Source organism: Micromonospora sonneratiae (genome assembly GCF_042679305.1).
In the GTDB taxonomy this organism is placed as follows: Bacteria; Actinomycetota; Actinomycetes; order Mycobacteriales; family Micromonosporaceae; genus Micromonospora_H; species Micromonospora_H sonneratiae.
Window position 1 is genome coordinate 83,078 of sequence record NZ_JBHTMP010000017.1, and the last position, 21,828, is coordinate 104,905.

Below are 21,828 nucleotides of genomic sequence, written 5' to 3' on the forward strand. Positions count from 1 at the left end.
CTCGACCGCTACCCCACGCGGTCCACCGCGTGAAACACAAAAGGGGAGAACCGTGACGCACGTGACTGAGCGCAGTGGCACAGGAAGCGGGCCGGTTGGCGGCTCCGGCTCGACCGGGGAGGCGGGCCACCAGCCATGGACGGCCGGATCCGGCCGCGTCGGCCGCAAGCGCAGTGTGTCGTACGCGGACGCCGGGGTCTCCATCCACGCTGGTGACCGCGCGGTCGAGCTGCTCAAGTCGAAGGTGCGTCAGACCCGTCGTCCCGAGGTGATGGGGGATCTTGGCGGGTTCGCCGGTCTGTTCCGACTGGACACCAAGAAGTACCGCAACCCGATCCTCGCCTCCTCCACCGACGGCGTGGGAACCAAGCTGGTCATCGCCCAGCAGCTCAACATCCACGACACCGTGGGCATCGACCTGGTCGCGATGGTCGTCGACGATCTGGTCGCCTGCGGTGCCGAGCCGCTCTTCCTGCTCGACTACATCGCCACCGGCGAGGTCGTGCCGGAGAAGGTCGCCGAGATCGGTGCGGGTATCGCGGACGGCTGCCGTTACGCCGGCTGCGCGCTGCTCGGCGGTGAGACCGCGGAACACCCGGGCGTGCTGCGCCCGGACGAGTACGACATCTCCGCCACCGGTGTCGGTGTGGTGGAGGAGGAGGACATTCTCAGCCCGGAGCGGGTCGAGGTCGGCGACGTCGTCATCGCGATGCGCTCCTCCGGGTTGCACTCCAACGGCTACTCCCTGGTCCGGCACGTCCTGCTGGGCGCCGGCCGGATGCGGCTGGAGACGGTGATCGAGGAGTTCGGGCACCAGCGCACGCTCGGCGAGGAACTGCTGACGCCGACCAAGATCTACGCTCAGGACTGCCTGAAGCTGATCGCCGAGACCGAGGTACGGGCACTGTCCCACATCACCGGCGGCGGGATCCCCGGCAACCTGGTCCGGGTCCTGCCCGAGAACGTCGACGCGGTGGTCAACCGGGCCACCTGGAAGCCGCAGCCGATCTTCGACCTGATCCAGGCCAAGGGCCGGATCGAGGACCCGGAGATGGAGTCCACCTTCAACATGGGGGTGGGCATGTTCGCGATCGTCTCCGCCGAGGACGCCGACCGGGCGCTGGCGACCCTCACCGGGCGTGGCGTCGAGGCCTGGCAGGCCGGCGAGATCATCGAGGGCACCGGCCAGGTCCAGATGGTCGGTCAGCACACCCGGGGCTGAGCAGCGTGCGGTGATCATCCGCTTACTTGATCAGGTCTTCACCGGAGTGGCCATCGCGACCTAGCCTGGGAACATCCCAGTACGGGAGGAGAGCCGATGGCTGTCCCACGACAGGTGTTCTCCGGAATGCGTGGCATCGCCAAGGTGCCCGGTTACGTCGTCATGCAGCCGACGACGTTGTGCAACCTCGACTGCGCGTACTGCTATCTGCCGTTACGGTCTGCCGACCAGCGGATGCCGGTGTCCGTCGCGACAGCGGTGGCTGCCCCGGTGAACGCCTGGGCGGGCAGTGGACGCTTCTCGGTGGTGTGGCACGGCGGCGAGCCCCTGGCCGCTGGCCGCGACCATCTGGCGGCGCTGCTGGCACCGTTCGAGGAGAGCGTCGAGCACCATGTGCAGACCAACGCGACCCTGATCGACGACGCGTGGTGCGAGTTCTTCGCCACCCATCGGATGCGGGTGAGCGTCAGCGTGGACGGCGCGCGGCCGCGTAACGCGGACCGGGTGACGAGGGGCGGGCGGCCCGCGTACGACCGGATCATGCGGGGCGTCGAGGCCCTGCGACGGAACGGGATCAACTTCTCCGCCCTGTGCGTGGTGACCCGGCCGGAGCCGGGCCTGGCGGCCGAGCTCTACGACTTCTTCCTGGACCTCGGCTGCGACGTGCTCGGCATCAACATCGAGGAGCAGGAGGGAGTAAACACCCGGGACAACGGTCACCCGGCCGCGCCGGTGATCGGCTTCTGGGCCGAACTGGTTGCCGCCTGGCGACGTGAGCCGCGGATCCACCTGCGGGAGATCGAGTGGTCGTTGCGGTACGCGGCGGCCGTCCTCGACGACGTGGCGGACGAGGTCCTGCCCCGCCAGCTCGACCCCATTCCGACCATCGGGTACGACGGCTCGGTGGTCCTGCTGTCTCCGGAGCTGGCAGGTTTCAGCGATCCGCGTTACGGCGACTTCAGTAGCGGAAACGTGCTGACCACACCCTTGGCGGAGATCCTCCGCTCGGCTTCCGGCACCCCGTGGGTCGCCGAGTTCCTCACCGGGGTGGAGGCCTGCCGCGCACATTGCCCCTACTTCGGCTTCTGTGGGGGTGGGCATGCCGCCAACCGCTATTTCGAACATGGGCGCTTCGACGGTACGGAAACCAACCACTGCCGTAACAGCAAGATCCGCCTACTGGAGGGAGTGCTGGAACATGCCCGGAACCAGGAAGGTCCATCGACCTGATCCAGTCGAGGCAACCTGCCCCGACCCGGTCACCGAACGGCTACGTGGGGCCCGAGCCGGCCTGATCACGCTGCTGAGCGAGGCTGAGCGAGCCCGCCGTCAGCGTACGGAGGTGGAATCGTCCGAGGGAGGCGCGGTTTGCGCCTGGAACCACTTCGAGAACATTCCGACGTTCTACAACTGGAACAACCGTCCGCGCTGAGAAACGTCGGTCCCGTCCGTCCCGAGCCTCGGGCAGCGGTCGACCCGTCCGGGTGGGTGATGTGGTCCCGTCGAGCGCCACGTCGAGCGGCGGTCGGCCGCCTGCGGGGCTGCACGGCACACCGCGTCTCCGGGTCGGGACCCGTACGGTGTGCCGGACGGAAGCCGGTACCGACCGGTGGGCTGTCCTTACCAACGCTCCGTGACCGACGGAGACCGATTACACCGGGTAACTGTTCAAGGACCTGCCGCCTGATTTGATCAACCGATCAACTGCGGCAGGTCCTTGAACAGCAATGTGTATCGACGCTCCACGCGCACAGGTCTGCGCACGCGGGGGTAATCCGCGTGCGCAGCTGTGAGCAGTGGTCAGCGGGCTGGAGGCGCCCAGTTACCCGGACGGTCGTCCGCGTCGTGGTCCTCGTCATCGTCGTCGACATACTCTTTGTAGTCGTCGTCGAAGTCGCGGTCCGACTTACCGCTGCCGCCGAGTTCTCGCTGCAAGGCGGCGAGGTCGGTGTTCGGGGAGTGGTACTTCAACTCCCGGGCCACCTTTGTCTGCTTGGCCTTAGCACGGCCGCGCCCCATGGCTCGACCCCCTCGCACAGAATTCGGGGCAGCCCGAAGGCGGGCCCCGATGACGTCAGGCATCTCTCGTGGCTCTTACGGTACATGGGAGTGCCCTGGTTCGGCACCTCGGGTTACCGCCGGACGGGCCAGCGCGTCGCGCGTGACTCCGACCGCGCCAAATTCTACCCGGTAAGGACCACTTGCCTAGCCTGGTCGTGACTCTGAGTAGGCCTTTGTGGCGGCGTGTCCCTTCACCAAGTTACTTCCCGGGAGTTCGGGGACAAAACATGGCGGATTGGTGTGTCGGAAGCGGGCAGGAGGGCAGCTTTCCGGGCGTTCACCCAGCTCCGGATCCTGGCAGAGGACGAGATTGCTGAGGGGTTTGCCACCTTCGTACCCGGAAGTCATTTTGATAAACCGGACCGGAGCCGTCGACCGTAACTGACAGTGATCTGGGTTACGCTGCGCCGCGTCTGCGGTCACGCTCGGCTGAACCGGCTGGGGCAAGAGCGGCAGCGCGGGATGATTCCGACGATCATCCCGCACCACCGCATGGCTCGCAGAGGGTGCGACAAGCAGCCGCTCGACAGGTTCAGAGGTGAATGGTCCGAAGTCGGCCGACCTCGGCCATCCGACGCTCGGCCAGCCGGTCTGCGGCAACCGCCGGAGGCACCCCCTCGGCGTCGGCCAGGCGCAGGATCCGGCGGGTGGTCTGGAAGATCTGGGTGGCCCGTAGCTTGGCCCGCTCGAAGTTGAAGCCCTCGATCTCATCCGCGACCTGGATCACCCCGCCCGCGTTGACGACGTAGTCCGGTGCGTAGAGCACACCCCGGTCGGCCAGCATCTTCTCGATGCCGGGGTGGGCGAGTTGGTTGTTCGCCGCACCGGCCACGACCTTGGCCCGCAGCACGGGCACCGTCTCGTCGTTCAGGGCACCGCCGAGTGCGCACGGCGCGTACACGTCGAGATCGGCGGCGACCAGCGCGGCGTTGTCCGGAACCAGGTCGATCTGCGGGTAGGTAGTCCGGGCCCACTCCAGGGCCTGCTCGTTCACGTCCGTCGCGACCACCGAGGCGCCGTCGTCGATCAGGTGGCCGGTCAGGTACTTACCGACCTTGCCGAGCCCGGAGACCCCGACCCGGCGCCCGGCCAGCGACGGCGTGCCCCAGGCATGCTCCGCCGCGGCCCGCATGCCCTGGAAGACGCCCCATGCGGTGAGGATGGAGGAGTCACCGGCACCGCCGTGCTCCACGCTCCGGCCGGTGACGTAGCGGGTCTCCCGGGCGATGTGGTCCATGTCAGCCACGTACGTGCCGACGTCACAGGCGGTGTAGTAACGGCCGGCCAGGGACTGGACGAACCGTCCGTAAGCCCGCAGGAGGGCCTCGGACTTGATCTGCTCCGGGTCGCCCCAGATGACCGCCTTGCCGCCGCCGAGGTCGAGGCCGGCAATTGCGTTCTTGTACGCCATCCCCCGGGACAGGTCGAGCACGTCGTGCAGCGCGTCAGCCTCGGTGGCGTACGGGTAGAAACGGGTGCCGCCGAGGGCGGGGCCGAGGGCCGTCGAGTAGATCGCGATGATCGCCTTGAGGCCGGACTGCTTGTCCTGGCAGAAGACGACCTGCTCGTGCCCGGTTGTCTCCCGGTCTTCGGTGCTGGCGAATACGCCCATTGCTGCTCCTGAAGCGGTGGGCACCCTTGTGGGATGCGGACCTGCGGTGACCGGCGGGGTGGCGCCGGTAGTGGTGAGCCTAATATCGCTCGCGTTTGCCGCGATCCGCGCGCTCGGCTGCCGTTGTCCCGACTGACGGACGCCCGACCGACTGGCTGGTCCGACCAATGGACGCCGGGCTCCCTGGACCCGCTCGACGCCGTACCGCTGCCCCGCCGGCCCGGTGACCGGCCTGGCGGGGCGTACGCCGATCAGAGATGCTGGCGGAAGCGAGGTTCCGTTTCATGGGAGGATCGCGCCGTGCCGTCGCTCTTCGCTTCGTACCTGCGGGTGTACGAGCCGCTGACCGCCTTCGACCGGGACCGCCAGATCTTCTGGCGGCGTTACTTCCGGGAAGGGCGGGCGGTCGCGCCCCTGGAGGGGCCGGTACGCCAACGCACCTCCGTCATCGAGGCGCTCGGTGCCGGCTGGACCCGGCTACCCGATCTGCCGGACGAGGCCTACGTCCTGGAGACCGACGACACGCTGCTGGTCTGCCCGTGGAATCTGCGTGTCCGGGTGGCCGAGGCGGCGCTGAACGCCCGGGACGGCGTACCACCGGTGCTGGCCGACGCCTTCGTCCCACCGGTGCTGGCTGGCCAGGCGAAGGCGGTGGTCGAGGACTGGCGCAGTGGGGCGAAGGTGCTTGAGCAGGGCGTTCCACGGGTGCACGAGCAGGTCGCGACCTGGGGGGTGCCGCTACGTTGGTTCGTGTTCGTCGAGGCGGGCGAACGTGAGCTGACCACCCGGCCGGATCGACGGGTGCTGCGCTACCGGACGGAGATCTCCAAGGCTCGCCGCCGGGCCTCGCGGGGGTTGTCGGTGTTGCGCAAGTCGGTGGGCGATGCGCCGATCACCGAGGCGGTCGAGGAAGCCGCCCGATGGCTGGAGGAGTTCCACCCCCGCTCCGTCGTCGAACTCGACTACGGCGGTCTGGTCGATCTGTTGCCGGACGAGGCATTGGCAGAGGACGATTCGCCCGGTCTGGTCGCGTCGGGTCTCGCCGGGCTGTCCCGGGGGGACGCGGAGGCCGCCACCGAGGCGTACGAGAAGCTGGTCACCCGCTGGCGCGCGGTGCAACTTCTGGAACGTTGTAACTGATCACAGCCCCGGGGCGGATGTCCGGGCGGCCCGTTCGTGGATCATTGGAAACGTTTCCAAGGTGAAGTCGACTCGTAGTTATCGAGTCACGAAGCGTGAGTATGAGTCCGAATAAGGTAGCTTCTTGGCTATAAAAGCAGTATAAATCGGTCATGCTTCATCCGTCCATCCAGGGACGTTCGGCCGTTCGGCCCATGTCGGACATCGGGGACTAGCCGGACCATGGGAGACGCGTCGGCCGGCGGGACCCCGGCCGATGTCTATAGGTACATGTGGAGGAGTGACCGATGGCATCGCGAACGCACGAACCAGAGCCGCTACTCACACCGGCCGAGGTCGCGTCGATGTTCCGTGTCGACCCGAAAACCGTGACCCGGTGGGCGAAGGCGGGAAAGCTCAGCGCTATTCGGACGTTGGGCGGCCACCGCCGCTACCGTGAGTCGGAGGTTCGCGCTCTGCTGCAGGGGCAGATCCCCCAGCAGCGTCAGGGCGACTGAACAGCCGCTCGTAGTCCGGCCTGACCAGGGGCGGAGGAGGTGCGCAACTGTGCCGCCACCGCCCCTGAATCGTGCCCGGGTCCGGGTGGCCCGGGTCCGGGAACGAGCCGGTACGGCGAAGTCCGTGCCGGTAGCCGGATAGCTTCTGTCACATGACTGGAGAGCCTCGCCTCGGCGACGTGTTCGGTGAAGTGGTACGCGACGCGCTGGCGGTGGCAACCGGTAGTGGCCCACGACCACTCGCCGGTGGTCGGCTGCCCCGACCGGTGATCGAGATCATCGAACGGGACGACGGCCTGGTGAACGGGGCTCCGGCGGACCACTACCTGGCCGGTCCGGCGGACTGGCAGCCGTACGACCGTCGCGCGGTCGACCGGGTCCGGGGCGAGACCCTCGACATCGGGGTCGGTGCCGGCCGGATCGCGCTGGAGTTGCAGGAGCGCGGGGTGCCGGTGACCGGGCTGGATGTTTCACCCGGGGCGCTGGCCGTCTGCCGCAGACGGGGCGTACGGAACCTGGTGTGCCAGACCGTCGATGAACACCCGGCGCACGGTCGTCGGTACGACACCTTTCTTCTTCTGGGCAACAACCTCGGGCTGGTCGAGGGGCGGGACCGGGCGCCGGTCTTCCTGGCCGCCCTGGCCGCCATGGCGCGACCGGGAGCACAGGTCATCGCCCAGGGCACCGACCCGTACGGCACGACGGACCCGGTGCAGACCGCCTATCACGAGCGGAACCGCCGACGTGGCCGACTGGGCGGTCAGCTTCGCCTGCGGCTGCGCTACCGCGAACTGGGCACACCCTGGTTCGACTATCTGGTGTGCACTCCGGACGAACTGGGGGGACTCGTCGCCGGCACGCCCTGGCAGTTGGTCGACGTGGACGACCACGACGCCCCCTACTATCTGGCGACGCTGCGCCTGCGCGACTGACCGCATCTGCCAGCGTGACTGACCACCTGGGCCTGCGCGACTGACCGCCGCCTGGGGATGACCGGTCCACCCGCCCGGCGGTGCTGTACGGCCCGGGCGGGCGGGTGGCCGACACCGGTTCCGGCAGCCGGTGGGGCCGGATACCGGTTCAGGTACACCGGCGGGGCCGGATACCGTTCAGGCAGTCGGTGGCAGGCCGCCGTCGCCGTCCACCACCTCGTCCGGCGTGCCGTCCTCGTCCAGGTCGACCATGGTGATGTCCACTTTGCCGTCACCGTCGGTGTCGAACTGGAACACGTCGGGGGTTCCGTCGCGGTCGGTGTCGACCACCCACACGTCGGTCCTGCCGTCGTTGTTGGCGTCCGCCGTCAACAACTCGACCCGGTCGTCGCCGCGGGTCTCGACGGTCTCGGTCTCCTGGGAGTCGCTCACGTAACCTTCCCCTCCTGTTGGTGAAGTTCGTTGGTAGCCCGTACCCGGGTTCGTCACCGTAGGAAACCCCACAGGTGGGGTGAACCCAACACTCGGCCGCCCCCATGCAAGCAGCCTGCGGCAATCCCGCATAGGGTCGCCCCCATGAGCGAGCGGTTTGTGGTCATCGGAGCAGGAACGATGGGCCTCGGCATCGCCTACTCGGCGGCCGGGGCCGGCTACGCGGTAGATCTGATCGAGGTCGACGCCGGCCGGGCCGAGGCGGCGGTCGGCACCCTGCACGGGCTCTGGGACCGAGCCGTCGAGCGAGGCAAACTCAGCCCGGAGGCGGCGGCCGACAGCCGCGACCGGCTGACCGTACGGCGGGACCTGGGCGAGGTGGCCGAGCAGCCCGACGTGATCGTGGAGGCGGTGCCGGAGCGCGCCGACCTCAAGCGGACCGTGCTGGCCGCCGCCGAGGCCCGGCAGCCGGCCCTGCTGGCCACCAACACCTCCAGCCTGCCGATCGGCGGCCTCGCCCGGGAGTTGGCCCGGCCGCAGCGGTTCCTCGGGCTGCACTTCTTCAACCCCGTCTGGGCGATGCCGCTGCTGGAGATCGTGGTCGGGCCGGACACCGCCGAGGAGACCACCGCGGCAGCGGTCGCGCTGGCCGGTCGGCTGGGCAAGGACCCGATCGTCGTACGGGACATGCCCGGGTTCGCGACCTCGCGGCTGGGCGTGATGCTCGGCCTGGAGGCGATCCGGATGGTCGCCGACGGGGTCGCCAGCCCGGCTGACATCGACAAGGCGATGGTGCTCGGCTACCGGCACCCGGTCGGTCCGTTGGAGTTGACCGACCTGGTTGGACTCGACGTACGGCTGGACATCGCGCGGGCTTTGCAGGAGGCGTACGGGGACCGGTTCGCGCCGCCGCCGCTGCTGGAGTCGATGGTCGCCGAGGGGCGGCTGGGGAAGAAGTCGGGCCACGGCTTCTATCGCTGGGAAGGCGGGGTGAAGCAGTGAGTCTTCGGGTCGAGGAACTGCCCGACCGGCTGGTGGTGACCCTGGACCGGCCGGAGAAGCGCAACGCGGTCGACTCGGATCTGGTGGCCGCGCTGCACGAGGTGTGCGGCCGGCTGGAGCGGGAGCCCCGACTGCTGCTGCTCACCGGCGGTACGGATGGGATCTTCGCGGCCGGCGCGGACATCGGGCAGCTACGTGAGCGGGGCCGACTCGACGCGTTGGCGGCGATCAACTCTGCGCTGTTCGGCCGGATCAGGGCGTTGCCGATGCCCACCGTGGCCGCGATCGACGGTCCGGCGCTGGGCGGTGGGGCCGAGTTGTCGTACGCCTGTGACCTGCGGGTTTGTACGGCCCGGGCGTCCTTCGGTCAGCCGGAGGTACGGCTCGGCATCATCGCCGGCGCCGGGGCCACGCACCGGCTGCCGGCCCTGGTGGGCGAGGCACGGGCCAAGGAACTGCTGTTCACCGGGCGGCGGATCGACGCAGCAGAGGCGTTGCGGATCGGCCTGGTCAACCAGGTCGTGGACGAGCCGGGTGAACTGTTGGCGACCGCCCACGCGCTGTTGGACCAGATCGCGAAGGGCTCGGCGCTGGCACTGCGACTGACCAAACTGGCGGTGGACGCTCCGGCCGCCGCGCATCCACAGCTCGACCTGGTCAGTCAGGCGGTCCTCTTCGAGGACGAGGAGAAGCGGCAACGGATGACCGCTTTCCTCGACCGCAGGAAGTGACGGCCGCCCCGACCGGTGGGTGCCGGCCGCGACAGACGGTCGTCGTTCGCATCGTTCGTGCTGCGTGGCCGTCCGACGGAGGGCGTGCCCGCACGTGAGATGAGGCCTGCGGGCCAACGGCGGCCCGGTGGGGTGGTCGCCGCTGGCCCGCAGGTCCGCTCCGGCCCGAGGGGCCGAGCGGATCAGTGCCGGACGTACGGGTTGGAGTCCGGATCGGAGTAGGTCACCCGGTCCGGAACACCGTCGTAGTCGGTGTCCCGCTCGATCCGGTCGGCGCGGCCGTCCTCGTCCATGTCGACCTTGGTGTAGTCGGCCCGCCCGTCGTGGTTGGTGTCCCGGACCCAGGTGTCCGGCCGACCGTCGTGATCGGTGTCGGAGACGACCAGGTCGAAGCGGCCATCGTTGTTCCGGTCGTACGCGGTGGAGTCGGTCTTGCCGTCCCCGTTGCTGTCGATGAACATCCGGTCGACGGTGCCGTCGTCGTCGTAGTCCCGCAGGATCGTGTCCAGCCGACCGTCCTGGTCCCCGTCGAGGTACACGGTGTCAGGGACCCCGTCGCCATCGTCGTCGTGCCGGACGATGTCAGCCTGCCCGTCGTTGTCGGTGTCGACGATGACGTCTATCGACCCGTCGAGGTTGCGTACGGTGATCGAGTGCGGGTCGTACGGATCCGGCTCGTGTCCCGGGTCGGTTTCCGGACCGAAACCCTCCTCACCGGCCGAGTCGCCCTCGGTCAGGCTCGGGTCGGTGTAGTCCTCACTCATGATCAGTTTTCCCTCCGGATTGCCCTGCGGCTATGGCACGAACCTACGGGGAGATCACGGGCCGGGAATCCCGGAAACGTGCCACACCGGGCAGGGGCGGCCACACCGACACCGGCCAGGGGCGATGCCAGCCAGGGGCGGGCGAGGCCGGTCGGCTCGGACGCCGCGTTCAGTGGCCGAGGCGTACGCCGGCGTCGACGAGCGCTTCGATGGCCTGAGCCGACTCGCCGTAACCGATCACCAACACCGCGTCGACACCGGCTTTCTGGATCTCCCGAGCGCCTGCGGTGAAGTCGATCCGCGTTCCGGGACCGCTCGTCGGCACCTCGTAGGTGAGCAGTCTGATCCGGTCCCCGCTGATGCCGGCCCGCTCCAGTTCGCTTCGGACGTGCCCCTGGAGACCCTCGCCGTACGGATCCCGGCGCGCGACGATGGCGATCCGGCTGGGCCCGTCACGGAGGATCACATCGGCCAACGCCCGGCCCTGGAGGAGGTCGGAGGGGGCGGTACGGAAGTAACGTCCCTGGTCCTCGATCGTGCTCAGGCCGGCGTCGGTGTTGCTCGGGGAGAACAGGACCAGCCCGGCGGCCAGCACGTCGGGCAGCACCGCGCGGGCGATGCCGGAGGCACCACCGGCGATGACGACCTGCACGCCCTGGGCGATGTGCCGGGCGACGACGGCCTTCGCGGTCGCCGGGTCGGTGCCGTCGTCACCGGCGATCCAGACCACCGGCCGGCCGAGCACCCCGCCGGCGGCGTTGACCTCCCTGATCGCCAGCGTCGAGGCGGCGGCCATCGCGGGGTAGCCCAGGGAGAGCGCACCGGTACGGGACAGCAGGCCACCGAGCTTCAGCGGTCCGCCGGTGGTACGGCTGCTGGCCGTGTTGACGGCGGTACGGGGCTTGGGAGGTACGGCGGTGCTGGCGGCCGACTCGTCACCGGCGCCGACGAACTCGGTCTTGCTCGGGTTGAGCAGGCCGTTCCCGTCGAAGTGCAGGGTGGCGTAGGTCGCGGTGGAGGGCTCACCGACGTCGGTGAGCCCGCCCCGGGTGATCGAGACGCCACGGTACTCGATGTCGAGGCCGCTGCGGGCCTGCTGGAGGCAGACCGCGACCGAGCTGCACCGGGCACCGGTGTTGGTGACGCCGACGATCTGTTTGGCGATCTCCCCGGGCTCGGTGGAGCCGGCGAGTTGAGCGGCCAGGGCGGTGATCACGATCGCGTCGTACATCTCACCGGTGTAGAGGAAGTCGTCGAGCTTCGGGTCGACCGAACGCAGCCGGCTCTTGAAGTCGTCGGACAGCGGGGTCTGTGGCGTGGTGCCCTTCATCCCGTCCAGTAGGCCAGCGGGTTTGCTGAACTCCCTGGCGAAGTTGTTCTGCATGTTTCCGTCGGTGCCGTAGAGCCGTACCGGTCGGGTAGCGGGTTCCTTCGGCTGTTCTGATTCGCAGGCGGTAGCCATGCCCAACAGAAGCGCGGCGCAGGCGGCCAGGGCAGCGCTGCGCGAGCCGCGTGATCCGAACATGGGTCGTCCTTTCCTCCCCAAAGATTCGCTGCGGACATTAGTCGCTATCGACGTCTGGTGTGAGGTCACCCGGCCGGACACCTCGGTAGATCATCGGCTGGGCGGGGCCGGACACCTCGGTAGATCATCGGCTGGGCGGGTCGGCGGCGAACCCGGGCGATCCGGTCGGGAACCCGATTTCCGCAGTTGCGGGGACGACGCTTGACCTGGCGGCATACCCTTCCGCACGTGACGGACGTACCGCAGGAGACCCTCGCCGACGCCACCGCAGTGCTGCATTCAGCGCTGGCCGGCGACAGTGATGCCGTTGTCGGTACGTTCGATGCGGTGGTCGACCGGTCGGGTGTGGCCGGGGCGTACGACGTCGCCTGGTGCCTCGCCGCGACGATGGTCGGCGACCGGGTGCCGCGTGGCGCATGGACGCTGGACTTCCCCGGCATCGACGACGCGGCGTATGACGCACGTTGGGTGGCCCGGTTCGTCAGCGCATACGTCAACCGGGACGTCGACACCGGGGAAGCCCTGTTCGGCGCGGCGCTGGCCGACGGACAACTGCCCGACTGCCTACTGACCCTGGCCGGGTCCACCGTCGCGACGTTGCGCCGCCGCGCCGGCTAGGCCCGCTGGGTGGTCCCGACCGTGGTTCGTAACGTCGACACCACTAGGCGGCGGCCCATGAGATCAGCGGGTCGTATTCGAAGAAGCTGTTCGAGAATCGGACCTTGAAACGGACCCCGTCGCGTACGTTGGTGGCGACCACGTACCACGAGGACCGAGCCGGAATGTACGTCCAGTAGTTGCAGTTGCCGGTCTGGTCGATGAAGACCACGCAGGCGTACGTGGCGTACATGCTGTCATTGCGGACGTTGATGTCACGGCACCGGCTGGTGGTCCGGAAGGGCCCGGCATCGCCACCCCAACCACCCATCTGGAAGTACGACCTGAGGGCACCGCTGTAGCACGAGGCCTGGGTTCCGAACTGGTTCTCAATCCCGGCGGGCAGTGTTTCCGTCGGGCTGGCCTGCGCCGGTGACCCGCCCACAGCGCCTGCTGTGACCAGGGCGAGTGCCGTGCCGGCGAGTTGCCGGCCAAGCTTTCGGACCATCTGTACCTCCAACCGTGGCAGTAGCCGCCGGTAGTAGACGGACGACAAACGAGGTGATCGTAACCATCAATGTCTGTCGGTGTTGGCCCGTTGTCCTGGTGAATCCGGCGTACGTGATCGCCGTATTCGGTCGGCCGGCATTGTCGGGGGTTGCCGCATGCGTCGGCGGCGAAACCCACGGCGGTCAGCGGCGGTTGGTGTCGACCGCGAGCGTGTAGCGGGACAACAACTCCTGCCATCCGGCAGTGAGTGCCTGACGATAGCCCTCGGCAGCTTCTCCGTGCCGGTCGAAGTGGCGATGCTCCACCTCGACCCGGGTACGGGCGTCCTCCGGCGTGAACGTTATCTCCACCTCGCTGGCCCTGGCCGGATCCGGTACCGGTGCCCGGTCCGGGCCGATCTGCCAGGCGAACACCAGTCGGGCGGGGGGCTGCCAGTCCAGGACCCGACCCCAGTCACAGCGGAAACCGTGTGGCCCGATCTCGTACGCCAGGCCACCCGCGCGTGGCTCGATGCCGATATCGGCGAGGGCGTCGGGACCGGACCAGGTGTACTCCTTCACCCACCACTCGGCAAGGCCACTGGTGAATACGGTGAATGCGAGTTCCGGCGGTGCGGACACATGCAGGGTGCTGCGTAGGGAGTACCTCGACACGTCCTGCTGGATGCCGTCCGGATTGATGGTCTCCTGTCCCATGAATCGGAACACTACTGGTGGGTGGCTGTTTCCGCAGCCGGGATGATCGCAGTTTCGGCCGTTGAGGCGGGTGGTGTCCGTCCGTAGCCGAACCGCGTCGGCCGGGAAGGTCGACGAACGCTCTCCGGCGTGGTCAGTCAGCGCCACTTCGGTGCGGGTCCTTCGGTATCGCCGACTCGATCCCGTCCAGCAGAACCGTCAGCCCGACCTGGAACGTCTCCCGGGCCTCCTGCTCCATGTACGGCGCGGACTCGTCATCGTGCCGGAACGAACCTTCGGCCGACAGCCAGGCCAGCACCGGGAACCGTTCGGCGAAGTCGGGGGCCACCTCGTCCAACAGGGCCGAACGGGCCAGCCACCACTGATCTTCGGACATCTCGGTGGTGGCCACGGCCTGCCTCGACTCCGTGACCATCCGCGCGGCTCCGCGTACGAGGTGGAAGAGCGTGCTGGCGACGTGATTCAGGGACCGGGCGCTCAGTCCGGTGTCGCGGAGGATGCGGAGCAGCGCCTCGAGGACGGCGTACTCGTTGGGTCCCAGCACCGGCCGCGCCTGCGACACCTGCAGCATCCATGGGTGGCGGAGGTAGAACGTCCACAGATCCTCGGACCAGGCGGTCACGGCCGCCCGCCAGCCCGCGGTCGGTTCGTAGTCGGTGGGTAGTTCGGCCAGCACGTGGTCGTGCATGAGGTCGACCAGCTCGTTCTTGCTGGGGACATAGGTGTAGAGGGCCATTCCCGTACGACCGAGCCGCTGGCCGACCGCGTTCATGGACAGGCCGGCCATGCCCTCGGTGTCGGCCACCACGATCGCCGCCTCCACGATCATCTCGACGGTCAGACCCGGCTTGCGCCCCGGTCCGGTCCGGCTTTCGTCACCGGCGGTACGCCACAGCAGTGTCATCGAGCGACGCGCGTCGCCCTGCCCGGCGAAGACGACCACTTGCAACTCCTTATGACGTAAAGTAATCTCCCCCAGATTACTTTACGTCATAAAGATACGGGGAGGAAGGCATGGGAAGCCAGGCAGCCAGCGGCCCAGCGACGGGTGCTGGCCAAGGTGTCCAGGGGCAGGACCGGACTGCTGCGGACAGCCACGACGTCATCGAGGTTCGAGGTGCCCGGGAGAACAACCTCGCCGACGTGTCGCTCGACGTACCCAAGCGGCGGCTCACGGTCTTCACCGGGGTCTCCGGGTCCGGGAAGTCATCCCTGGTCTTCGGCACCATCGCCGCCGAGTCGCAGCGGCTGATCAACGAGACCTACACCGCCTTCATCCAGTCGTTCATGCCCAGCCTCGGGCGTCCCGACGTCGATGCCCTACGCAACCTCAGCGCGGCGATCGTCGTCGACCAGGAGCGGATGGGAGCCAACTCCCGGTCGACGGTCGGTACGGCGACCGACGCGCAGACCATGCTGCGGATCATCTTCAGCCGGCTCGGCAATCCCCACGTCGGTACGTCGAGCGCCTTCAGCTTCAACAACGCCGAGGGCATGTGCCAGGCGTGCGAAGGACTGGGCCGGGTCTCGGACATCGACATCGACGAGCTGGTGGACCGCGACCGTTCCCTCAACGAGGGAGCGATCACCGTACCCAACTTCACCGTCGGGTCGTGGTACTGGCAGACGATGGTCAACTCGGGCCTGTTCGACCCGGACGTCAAACTGAAGGACTTCAGCCCGGCCCAGTGGGAGGACTTCCTCCACAAGCCGGCCACCACGCTGAAGGTGGGCACCCTCAAGGTCACCTATGAGGGACTGGTGGTCAAGGTCCAGCGGCTCTACCTCGCCAAGGACCGGGAGCCGACGCAGACCCACATCCGGGCCTTCGTCGACCGGGCCGTGACCTTCACCGGTTGTCGGTCCTGCCACGGCACCAGGCTCAATCCCGCCGCGCTGGCTTCGCTGGTCAACGGTCGAAACATCGCGGAATGCTCGGCGATGCAGATCAGCGACCTGGCCGACTTTGTCCGAGGCATCGAGGACCCGTCGGTACGGCCGCTGGTCGACAGCCTGTGCCACACCCTGGACTCACTGGTCGAGATCGGCCTGGGCTATCTGAGCCTGGACCGCGAGTCAGGCACCCTCTCCGGCGGCGAGGCCCAGCGGGTGAAGATGGTCCGGCATCTCGGATCCAGCCTCACCGACGTCACCTACGTCTTCGACGAACCGACCGTCGGGCTGCACCCACACGACATCCAGCGGATGAACAACCTGTTGCTCCGGCTGCGGGACAAGGGCAACACCGTACTCGTCGTCGAGCACAAGCCCGAGACGATCGAGATCGCGGACCATGTGGTCGACCTGGGACCGGGGGCCGGCTCGGCCGGGGGACAGATCTGCTACACCGGGGACGTCGCCGGACTGCGTCGGTCGGGCACGCTGACCGGGCGACACCTCGACCACCGTGCCCGTCTGCGTCCGCAGGTACGCCAGCCGGTGGGACAACTGTCGATCACCGGGGCCAGCCTGCACAACCTCAGGAACGTCGACGTCGACATTCCACTCGGGGTGCTGACCGTGGTCACCGGGGTGGCCGGCTCGGGTAAGAGTTCGCTGATCCACGGCTCGTTGCCCCGTCGGGACGGTGTGGTCGTCGTCGACCAGTCCGCGATCCGTGGTTCCCGGCGCAGCAACCCGGCCACCTACACCGGGCTGCTCGACCCGATCCGTACGGCCTTCGCCAGGGCCAACGGGGTCAAGGCCGCCCTGTTCAGCGCGAACTCCGAGGGGGCGTGCCCGAACTGCAAGGGGATCGGGCTGGTCTACACCGACCTCGCCATGATGGCCGGGGTGGCGTCGGTCTGCGAGCAGTGCGAGGGGAAGCGGTTCACTCCGAAGGTGCTCACGTACAAGTTGCGTGGCAAGGACATCAGCGAGGTCCTGGGGATGTCCGTGGCCGAGGCCCGGGACTTCTTCGCCACCGGTGGAGCCCGGGCCATCCTCGACCGGCTGGCCGACGTGGGACTGGGCTACCTCAGCCTGGGCCAGCCACTGACCACGCTGTCCGGAGGCGAACGGCAGCGGCTCAAGCTGGCCATCCACATGGCCGAGAAGGCCGCGACCTACGTACTGGACGAGCCGACCACCGGTCTGCACCTCGCCGACGTGGACCAGCTGCTGGCGTTGCTGGACCGTCTCGTGGACCACGGCAACACGGTGATCGTCATCGAGCACCACCAGGCCGTGATGGCCCACGCCGACTGGCTCATCGACCTTGGACCCGGGGCAGGCCAGGACGGCGGTCGGGTGGTGTTCACCGGTACGCCAGCCGAGTTGGTCGCCCACGGGGACTCGTTGACCGCCCGCCACCTGAGGACCTACCTCCAGTCGGCCGGGGCTCAGCCCGACCCGGCCGGCAGCTGAGGGGGCACGGTCAGGACGGGCCACCCGGAGGGGCGACTCCGGGTGGCCCGGTGCCGCCGTACCCTCGCCGGACTCGTGGAGCTGACCCGAGTCAGGGCGCGGTCAGGCCCGCCGGCGATCCGGGCGGGAGGACCGTCGGGTGCACGAACGGGGCAGGTCGACAGGAACCGCTCGGCCACCATCTTCGGTGTGGCAGTCTGCGGAAAAACAGAAGCGGTGACCTGTGTTTCCGCAGGTCACCGCTTCTGTAAGCCCGGCGAAAGGCTATGTGGCCAGAGGCGGGGTCGAACCGCCGACCTTCCGATTTTCAGTCGGACGCTCGTACCAACTGAGCTATCTGGCCTGGTACTCGTCTCATGCTACCCGGCTTTTGGCTAGGTCGCCGAGCGGGTGGTCTGAGCCGCAGACGCAGAACGCCGCGCGTTGGTACGCGCGGCGAGCGGCGCTGGCGGTCCTGACGGGACTTGAACCCGCGACCTCCGCCTTGACAGGGCGGCGAGCACTCCAACTGCTCCACAGGACCTTGCTCCGGCTAGGCCGGTCCGTGCGTGCCCCCAACGGGATTCGAACCCGTGCTACCGCCTTGAAAGGGCGGCGTCCTAGGCCGCTAGACGATGAGGGCGGCCCCGCCATCATTACATATCGCAACTTTGGCGGCTGGTGCTCCCATCCGGCCCCGCCGGAGGCATCAGAAGCATACGTGATCCCGCGTCGCAGAACCAAATTGGTATCCCCTCGGGGCTGCCTCGCTGTAAAGGGGCAGCTCAGGAGCCACTTTGAGCTGCCCGGGTCACTTCAGTCGCGCGATGCCGTACTTGCTCTTGAGGGCCGCGATGATCCCCGGACAGGCGGCGACGGTGTTCGTGCGGTCGCCCCCGCCGTCGTGCAGCAGCACGATCGAGCCGGCCCGGGCGTGGTCGACGACGCGGGTACGAATGGTTCCTGCGCTCGGTTTGTCCCAGTCTCGGGGGTCTACGTCCCAATGCAGCGGCGTCATGCCCAGTTCCCGGGAGATCTTGGTCACGCTCGCGGTCCACTTGCCGCCTGGCTGACGGTAGTAGGGGATCTTCGCGTCGGGGATGATCCGACGGATCTCCCGATTCGTACGTTCGAGGTTGGCCCGGATCTCGGCCTCCGACTTCTTGCCGAGTTCGAGGTCGTGCTGCCAACTGTGGTTACACAGTGAGTGACCTTCCCGCACGATCCGGGCGACCAACTCGGGATGCCGCCGGACCTGGGTGCCGACCAGGCAGAACGTGGCCTTCACCTTCGCCGCGCGAAGCTGGTCGAGCACCTTCGGTGTCCAGACCGGGTGTGGTCCGTCGTCGAAGGTGAGCGCGACCGCCTTGACCCCGGTCACGCGTTTGGTGTTCAGCGGCCCGCTCTTTCCACCCGACCCCGGTGATCGCTTCGGGGTCTTCGTGGGGCTCGGCGTGGTCGGCCTGTTCGTGGGTGGCACGGCCGGATCGGTGCCGGGAGCCGGGGCGGTTGGGCTGGGCTCAGGCGGCGAACCGGGCGCGGTGGGTGGCTGAGCTCCTCGCTGGCCGTCGCTGGCGCAGCCGGTGAGCAGGGTGAGCAGGACCAAGAGGGCCGCCGCAGCGGCACGTCCGAACATCGTTCAACTCCCGAGGGGGCACCGGGACAGGAAAGCTCACGCTAGCTGACTTGAGCGACGCTCGCGTTCCTGGAGAAGTCGGATATCGGGGACCGTTGGGGCAATCCCGCGTCATCGGTCGGGCAGTGCCCGTACGGATGTGAGCATGGCCACCGCCTCGCCGAGGCTGGCCGGGCACAGCACCCCGGCCGGGAGTGCCGTGGGCTGCCAGCCCGGTCCAACCGCCAGGGCGAGCAACGGCCGCCGTGGCCCGGCCAGCAGGGCGGTGATCTGGTCCGGATCGGCGGTCGCCGGGGCGTGTGACCAGACGACGACCGCGGCCGGCCCGGTCCGGTTGACCGCGTCGACCAGGGCCCGCGCCGGTACCCGGGCACCGAGTAGCCGGCAGGCCACGCCCACCTCAGCCAGCGCTGCGGCAAGTGCCTCCAACGCCAGGGTGTGCTGCTCTTCGTCGGCGCAGGCCAACAGGATCCGGGGTGGGGCCGTCCCGGCGGGCGGACGGGCCACGGCGGCCAGGGCCTCGGACACGCACCGGGAGACGAGGTGCTCCACTTCGATCAGTCCGGAGGTGGCGGCGTGACGTTCACCGATGCCCACCAGCACCGGCCTGACCATCCCATCCCAGGTCGCGATCACCCCGTCGGTGGCGATCGCCCGGCTGATCGTGTCCCGCAGGCCCACCGGGTCGAGTCGCATCGCCGCCCGGGCCAGACCACGCGCACCCGGTCCGGACCGGCCGACCGGAATCGTGGTGCCGCCACCGGCGCGGGCCGGTGGCGGTTGGCGGCGAGGCGTTCCGGCCGGCTTGCCGACCCGTACGTCGTTCGGCGCCCGGCGCGCCCACCGGGCGGCCTCGGCCGGGGTCACCCCCTCGGCGGTGAGTCGCCGCATGACCTCCAGCCGGGCGAGGTCGTCGGTGGTGTAACGCCGGTGGTGGCCGGGAACGTGCTGGCTCGGTCCCAGGCCGTAGCGCTGATGCCAGGTCCGCAGCGTGGTGACCGCCACACCCAGTCGGCGGGCGACCGCCCCGGCGCTCAGGGCATCATCGCCCACCCGACCGCTCCGCAGCGTTGCCGGCGGACAGTAACCGGTCGAGTACCCCACCGAGCCAGGGCGCGTACCGGAGTGGATCGGCGTCCAGCGCGGCCATCAGGTCCAGCGGCTCGACCCAGCGCAGATCGGCCACCTCGGCCGGGTCCGGGAGTAGCGGATCGTCCGGTGCGAGTTCCCCGCGCAGCACGTGGTCGTACTCGTGCTCGACCCGACCGGTGGCGGGGTCCTCGGCGCGGTAGAGGTACGTGCCGACCTTGGTCAGGATGATCGGGCCGATGCCCAACTCCTCCCGTAGCCGGTCGTTGGCAGCCGCCTCCGGAGTCTGGCCCGGGGCCGGGTGCCCGCAGCAGGCGTTCGCCCAGCGCAGTGGGAACCGGGTCTTCACCGCCGCCCGCTGTTGCAGCAGGAGCCGGCCGTCCGGGGCCAGCAGCAGTACCGAGAAGGCGCGGTGCAGCCGACCGGGGAGTTGGTGTGCGTCGGCCACGGTGGTTTCCCCGATGGCCTGCCCGTTGGAATCGACCAGTTCGACGAGGTGTGTCTCCCGGACCGTCATCGCGCACCTCCGGTCACCCGGGCCGCGGCGAGCTTCCCGGAGATCAGGACCATCGGTACGCCTACGCCTGGCTGCGTACCGGATCCGACGAAAACCACATTGGACAGTGTGCGGTGCAGATTGGTCGGACGGAACGGCCCGGTCTGGAAAAGGTCGTGTGCGGCGGCGAACGGCGTGCCGGCGGCCATCCCCGCATCGGCCCAGTCGGCCGGCGTGACGACCCGCGAGACCTCGATTCCGTCGCCGAAGCCGACGTAACCCCGGCTCTCCAGGGTGCTGACCAGCTCGTCCGCGTACCGGTCGGCCAGGCCGTCGCGCCAGGGCAGGTCGGCCCGGTCGAGGTTGGGCACCGGTGCCAGTACGTAGTAGGAGTGTCGACCGGCCGGTGCCACCGACGGGTCGCTCCGGCTGGGATTGGTCACCAGCAGGGACGGATCGGACATCAGTCTGCCGCGTTTGATGACCTCGTCGAAGGTGCCCTGCCAGGCCCGGCCGAAGTGGATGTTGTGGTGGGCGATCCGGCTGTACGCCTGGCGGGAACCGACGTGCAGCACCACGCAGGACGGCGAGTAACGGATCCGGCGGGTTCGGGTGGGGGGCAGCAGCTCCTGGTAGGCGGTCGGCAGATCGGGGTTGAGCACCACGACGTCGGCGGGGACGCGCTCGCCGTCCGTGGTCCGTACGGCGGCCGCCCGCCCGGCCGAGGTCTCCACCTTGTCGACGGTGGTGCCGTAGCGGATCTGGACCCCGTGTTTCTCGGCGGCCCCGGCCAGTGCCCGGGACACCGCGTGCATGCCACCGCGCGGGAAGTAGACCCCGGCGACCGAGTCGAGGTAGGCGATGACGGTGTAGATGGCGAGGGCGTCGTGCGGGGCGAGCCCGGCGTACATGGCCTGGAAGGAGAAGATCCGGCGGGTGCGGGGATCGGCGAAGAACTGGTCGACCTTGGTCTGCAGCCGACGGAACGCGCCCGCCGCGACCAGTCGTAGCAGGTTGCCGGTGAGCAGGTCGATCGGCGAGTCGAGATTACGGTCGATGAAGTCGCGGCGCTCCAACTGCCACAGGTTGCGGGCGTAGTCGACGAAGCGCAGGTAGCCGTCCGCCTCCCGGGGCCCGCAGACCCGGGAGACCTCGGCGGCCATCCGGGCCGTGTCCGCGATCACATCCAGCGTCGATCCGTCCGGATAGTGCGCCCGGTACGTCGGATCGAGCGGGCTCAGCTCCAGCCAGTCGGTCAGTTCCTCACCGACCGCGCCGAGCGCCTCGGCGATCAGGTCGGGCATGGTCAGGACCGTCGGTCCGGTGTCGAACTCGTATCCCTCGATGCTGAGTCGACCGGCCCGGCCACCCGGCACCGGCTCGCGTTCCAGCACGGTGACCTGCCGACCACTGCCGGCCAGGTGCAGCGCGCAGGCGAGACCACCCAGGCCGGCGCCGACGATCACCACCCGATCGGTGCGTCCGGTTACCGTCCGCACGCGCTCACCTCCACCGTCCTCGTGGTCGCAACCGCTACCGCAG

General features: G+C 68.8%; 22 protein-coding genes and 3 tRNA genes. 10 read left to right on the forward strand and 15 right to left on the reverse strand.

The genetic code is table 11. The annotated features are described in order from the left end of the window. Window positions 1-52 precede the first annotated feature (52 nt). From purM to amcA, 3 genes are all read left to right on the forward strand, one after another. Window positions 53-1,222 carry a phosphoribosylformylglycinamidine cyclo-ligase gene (gene purM / locus ACFQ4H_RS13585; RefSeq protein WP_377570688.1) on the forward strand — a complete coding sequence of 390 codons (1,170 nt, stop codon included), beginning with the start codon at window positions 53-55 and terminating at the stop codon, window positions 1,220-1,222. A 126-nt stretch (window positions 1,223-1,348) separates the two neighbouring features. After that, window positions 1,349-2,452 carry a cyclophane-forming radical SAM peptide maturase AmcB gene (gene amcB / locus ACFQ4H_RS13590; protein ID WP_377570762.1) on the forward strand — a complete coding sequence of 368 codons (1,104 nt, stop codon included), beginning with the start codon at window positions 1,349-1,351 and terminating at the stop codon, window positions 2,450-2,452. Beyond that, window positions 2,421-2,654: a multiple cyclophane-containing RiPP AmcA gene (amcA, locus tag ACFQ4H_RS13595; protein WP_377570689.1), complete on the forward strand. Its 234-nt coding sequence runs from the start codon at window positions 2,421-2,423 to the stop codon at window positions 2,652-2,654. The genes amcB and amcA overlap by 32 nt, the downstream gene beginning before the upstream one ends. Before the next feature lie 368 nt (window positions 2,655-3,022). Here the strand turns inward: amcA and ACFQ4H_RS13600 are convergent, their stop codons facing one another. Further along, window positions 3,023-3,241: a DUF3073 domain-containing protein gene (locus tag ACFQ4H_RS13600; RefSeq protein ID WP_377570691.1), complete on the reverse strand. Its 219-nt coding sequence runs from the start codon at window positions 3,239-3,241 to the stop codon at window positions 3,023-3,025. Window positions 3,242-3,815: 574 nt separating this feature from the next. Further along, on the reverse strand, window positions 3,816-4,895 hold the full coding sequence (locus ACFQ4H_RS13605; protein ID WP_377570693.1) for a Glu/Leu/Phe/Val family dehydrogenase: 1,080 nt from the start codon (window positions 4,893-4,895) through the stop codon (window positions 3,816-3,818). A gap of 300 nt (window positions 4,896-5,195) precedes the next feature. Between ACFQ4H_RS13605 and ACFQ4H_RS13610 the strand changes: the two genes are divergently transcribed. The 3 genes from ACFQ4H_RS13610 to ACFQ4H_RS13620 all read left to right on the forward strand — a co-directional run bounded on the left by ACFQ4H_RS13610 (window position 5,196) and on the right by ACFQ4H_RS13620 (window position 7,464). Beyond that, on the forward strand, window positions 5,196-6,035 hold the full coding sequence (locus ACFQ4H_RS13610) for a hypothetical protein (RefSeq protein WP_377570695.1): 840 nt from the start codon (window positions 5,196-5,198) through the stop codon (window positions 6,033-6,035). A gap of 287 nt (window positions 6,036-6,322) precedes the next feature. Beyond that, window positions 6,323-6,532: a BldC family transcriptional regulator gene (locus tag ACFQ4H_RS13615; RefSeq protein WP_007073996.1), complete on the forward strand. Its 210-nt coding sequence runs from the start codon at window positions 6,323-6,325 to the stop codon at window positions 6,530-6,532. A 152-nt stretch (window positions 6,533-6,684) separates the two neighbouring features. Beyond that, window positions 6,685-7,464: a class I SAM-dependent methyltransferase gene (locus tag ACFQ4H_RS13620; protein WP_377570697.1), complete on the forward strand. Its 780-nt coding sequence runs from the start codon at window positions 6,685-6,687 to the stop codon at window positions 7,462-7,464. 177 nt (window positions 7,465-7,641) lie between these two features. On the opposite strand, the gene ACFQ4H_RS13625 is transcribed toward ACFQ4H_RS13620, so the two are convergent. Beyond that, window positions 7,642-7,896: a hypothetical protein gene (locus ACFQ4H_RS13625; protein ID WP_377570699.1), complete on the reverse strand. Its 255-nt coding sequence runs from the start codon at window positions 7,894-7,896 to the stop codon at window positions 7,642-7,644. 144 nt (window positions 7,897-8,040) lie between these two features. Between ACFQ4H_RS13625 and ACFQ4H_RS13630 the strand changes: the two genes are divergently transcribed. After that, window positions 8,041-8,898, forward strand: coding sequence for a 3-hydroxyacyl-CoA dehydrogenase family protein (locus ACFQ4H_RS13630; RefSeq protein WP_377570700.1), 858 nt, complete (start codon window positions 8,041-8,043; stop codon window positions 8,896-8,898). Then, the gene (locus ACFQ4H_RS13635; protein WP_377570764.1) at window positions 8,874-9,629 is read left to right on the forward strand and encodes an enoyl-CoA hydratase/isomerase family protein; all 756 of its coding nucleotides are present in this window, start codon (window positions 8,874-8,876) and stop codon (window positions 9,627-9,629) included. The genes ACFQ4H_RS13630 and ACFQ4H_RS13635 overlap by 25 nt, the downstream gene beginning before the upstream one ends. 182 nt (window positions 9,630-9,811) lie before the next feature. Here the strand turns inward: ACFQ4H_RS13635 and ACFQ4H_RS13640 are convergent, their stop codons facing one another. Both ACFQ4H_RS13640 and ACFQ4H_RS13645 read right to left on the reverse strand, forming a co-directional pair. Then, window positions 9,812-10,393, reverse strand: a complete 582-nt coding sequence (locus tag ACFQ4H_RS13640; RefSeq protein ID WP_377570702.1) for a hypothetical protein — start codon at window positions 10,391-10,393, stop codon at window positions 9,812-9,814. A 169-nt stretch (window positions 10,394-10,562) separates the two neighbouring features. Next, window positions 10,563-11,918 (reverse strand): ABC transporter substrate-binding protein, encoded by a 1,356-nt coding sequence (locus tag ACFQ4H_RS13645; protein ID WP_377570704.1) that lies wholly within the window; start codon window positions 11,916-11,918, stop codon window positions 10,563-10,565. Window positions 11,919-12,146: 228 nt separating this feature from the next. Between ACFQ4H_RS13645 and ACFQ4H_RS13650 the strand changes: the two genes are divergently transcribed. After that, entirely contained in the window at window positions 12,147-12,536 is a 390-nt protein-coding gene (locus ACFQ4H_RS13650) for a hypothetical protein (protein WP_377570707.1), read from the forward strand. Between the two features lie 43 nt (window positions 12,537-12,579). On the opposite strand, the gene ACFQ4H_RS13655 is transcribed toward ACFQ4H_RS13650, so the two are convergent. From ACFQ4H_RS13655 to ACFQ4H_RS13665, 3 genes are all read right to left on the reverse strand, one after another. Beyond that, window positions 12,580-13,023, reverse strand: a complete 444-nt coding sequence (locus ACFQ4H_RS13655) for a hypothetical protein (protein ID WP_377570709.1) — start codon at window positions 13,021-13,023, stop codon at window positions 12,580-12,582. Between the two features lie 184 nt (window positions 13,024-13,207). Continuing rightward, a complete protein-coding gene (locus ACFQ4H_RS13660; RefSeq protein WP_377570711.1) occupies window positions 13,208-13,720 on the reverse strand; it encodes an SRPBCC family protein in 513 nt (170 codons plus the stop codon). Between the two features lie 133 nt (window positions 13,721-13,853). Next, window positions 13,854-14,663 carry a TetR/AcrR family transcriptional regulator gene (locus tag ACFQ4H_RS13665; protein ID WP_377570713.1) on the reverse strand — a complete coding sequence of 270 codons (810 nt, stop codon included), beginning with the start codon at window positions 14,661-14,663 and terminating at the stop codon, window positions 13,854-13,856. Window positions 14,664-14,734: 71 nt separating this feature from the next. Between ACFQ4H_RS13665 and ACFQ4H_RS13670 the strand changes: the two genes are divergently transcribed. Then, entirely contained in the window at window positions 14,735-17,086 is a 2,352-nt protein-coding gene (locus ACFQ4H_RS13670) for an ATP-binding cassette domain-containing protein (protein WP_377570716.1), read from the forward strand. A 269-nt stretch (window positions 17,087-17,355) separates the two neighbouring features. Here the strand turns inward: ACFQ4H_RS13670 and ACFQ4H_RS13675 are convergent. The 7 genes from ACFQ4H_RS13675 to crtI all read right to left on the reverse strand — a co-directional run bounded on the left by ACFQ4H_RS13675 (window position 17,356) and on the right by crtI (window position 21,785). Further along, window positions 17,356-17,429, reverse strand: a tRNA-Phe gene (locus ACFQ4H_RS13675). Window positions 17,430-17,532: 103 nt separating this feature from the next. Next, a tRNA-Asp gene (locus tag ACFQ4H_RS13680) sits at window positions 17,533-17,609 on the reverse strand. Window positions 17,610-17,635: 26 nt separating this feature from the next. Continuing rightward, a tRNA-Glu gene (locus tag ACFQ4H_RS13685) sits at window positions 17,636-17,708 on the reverse strand. Window positions 17,709-17,876: 168 nt separating this feature from the next. Further along, window positions 17,877-18,701 (reverse strand): polysaccharide deacetylase family protein, encoded by an 825-nt coding sequence (locus tag ACFQ4H_RS13690; protein WP_377570719.1) that lies wholly within the window; start codon window positions 18,699-18,701, stop codon window positions 17,877-17,879. A 111-nt stretch (window positions 18,702-18,812) separates the two neighbouring features. After that, window positions 18,813-19,754: a MerR family transcriptional regulator gene (locus ACFQ4H_RS13695; RefSeq protein WP_377570720.1), complete on the reverse strand. Its 942-nt coding sequence runs from the start codon at window positions 19,752-19,754 to the stop codon at window positions 18,813-18,815. Further along, window positions 19,744-20,307, reverse strand: coding sequence for an isopentenyl-diphosphate Delta-isomerase (idi, locus tag ACFQ4H_RS13700; RefSeq protein WP_377570722.1), 564 nt, complete (start codon window positions 20,305-20,307; stop codon window positions 19,744-19,746). The genes ACFQ4H_RS13695 and idi overlap by 11 nt, the downstream gene beginning before the upstream one ends. Further along, entirely contained in the window at window positions 20,304-21,785 is a 1,482-nt protein-coding gene (gene crtI, locus ACFQ4H_RS13705) for a phytoene desaturase family protein (RefSeq protein WP_377570724.1), read from the reverse strand. Before crtI ends, idi begins: the two co-directional genes overlap by 4 nt. Window positions 21,786-21,828: the final 43 nt, after the last annotated feature.

Bases quoted from the DNA above. Each gene is read 5' to 3' on its own strand.
- ACFQ4H_RS13615 (WP_007073996.1), top strand. From the start codon at position 6,323: ATGGCATCGCGAACGCACGAACCAGAGCCGCTACTCACACCGGCCGAG.
- ACFQ4H_RS13620 (WP_377570697.1), top strand. From the start codon at position 6,685: ATGACTGGAGAGCCTCGCCTCGGCGACGTGTTCGGTGAAGTGGTACGC.
- ACFQ4H_RS13670 (WP_377570716.1), top strand. From the start codon at position 14,735: ATGGGAAGCCAGGCAGCCAGCGGCCCAGCGACGGGTGCTGGCCAAGGT.
- ACFQ4H_RS13645 (WP_377570704.1), bottom strand. From the start codon at position 11,918: ATGTTCGGATCACGCGGCTCGCGCAGCGCTGCCCTGGCCGCCTGCGCC.
- ACFQ4H_RS13690 (WP_377570719.1), bottom strand. From the start codon at position 18,701: ATGTTCGGACGTGCCGCTGCGGCGGCCCTCTTGGTCCTGCTCACCCTG.
- idi (WP_377570722.1), bottom strand. From the start codon at position 20,307: ATGACGGTCCGGGAGACACACCTCGTCGAACTGGTCGATTCCAACGGG.
- ACFQ4H_RS13600 (WP_377570691.1), bottom strand. From the start codon at position 3,241: ATGGGGCGCGGCCGTGCTAAGGCCAAGCAGACAAAGGTGGCCCGGGAG.
- ACFQ4H_RS13640 (WP_377570702.1), bottom strand. From the start codon at position 10,393: ATGAGTGAGGACTACACCGACCCGAGCCTGACCGAGGGCGACTCGGCC.
- ACFQ4H_RS13660 (WP_377570711.1), bottom strand. From the start codon at position 13,720: ATGGGACAGGAGACCATCAATCCGGACGGCATCCAGCAGGACGTGTCG.
- ACFQ4H_RS13655 (WP_377570709.1), bottom strand. From the start codon at position 13,023: ATGGTCCGAAAGCTTGGCCGGCAACTCGCCGGCACGGCACTCGCCCTG.
- amcB (WP_377570762.1), top strand. From the start codon at position 1,349: ATGCGTGGCATCGCCAAGGTGCCCGGTTACGTCGTCATGCAGCCGACG.
- amcA (WP_377570689.1), top strand. From the start codon at position 2,421: ATGCCCGGAACCAGGAAGGTCCATCGACCTGATCCAGTCGAGGCAACC.
- ACFQ4H_RS13630 (WP_377570700.1), top strand. From the start codon at position 8,041: ATGAGCGAGCGGTTTGTGGTCATCGGAGCAGGAACGATGGGCCTCGGC.
- ACFQ4H_RS13605 (WP_377570693.1), bottom strand. From the start codon at position 4,895: ATGGGCGTATTCGCCAGCACCGAAGACCGGGAGACAACCGGGCACGAG.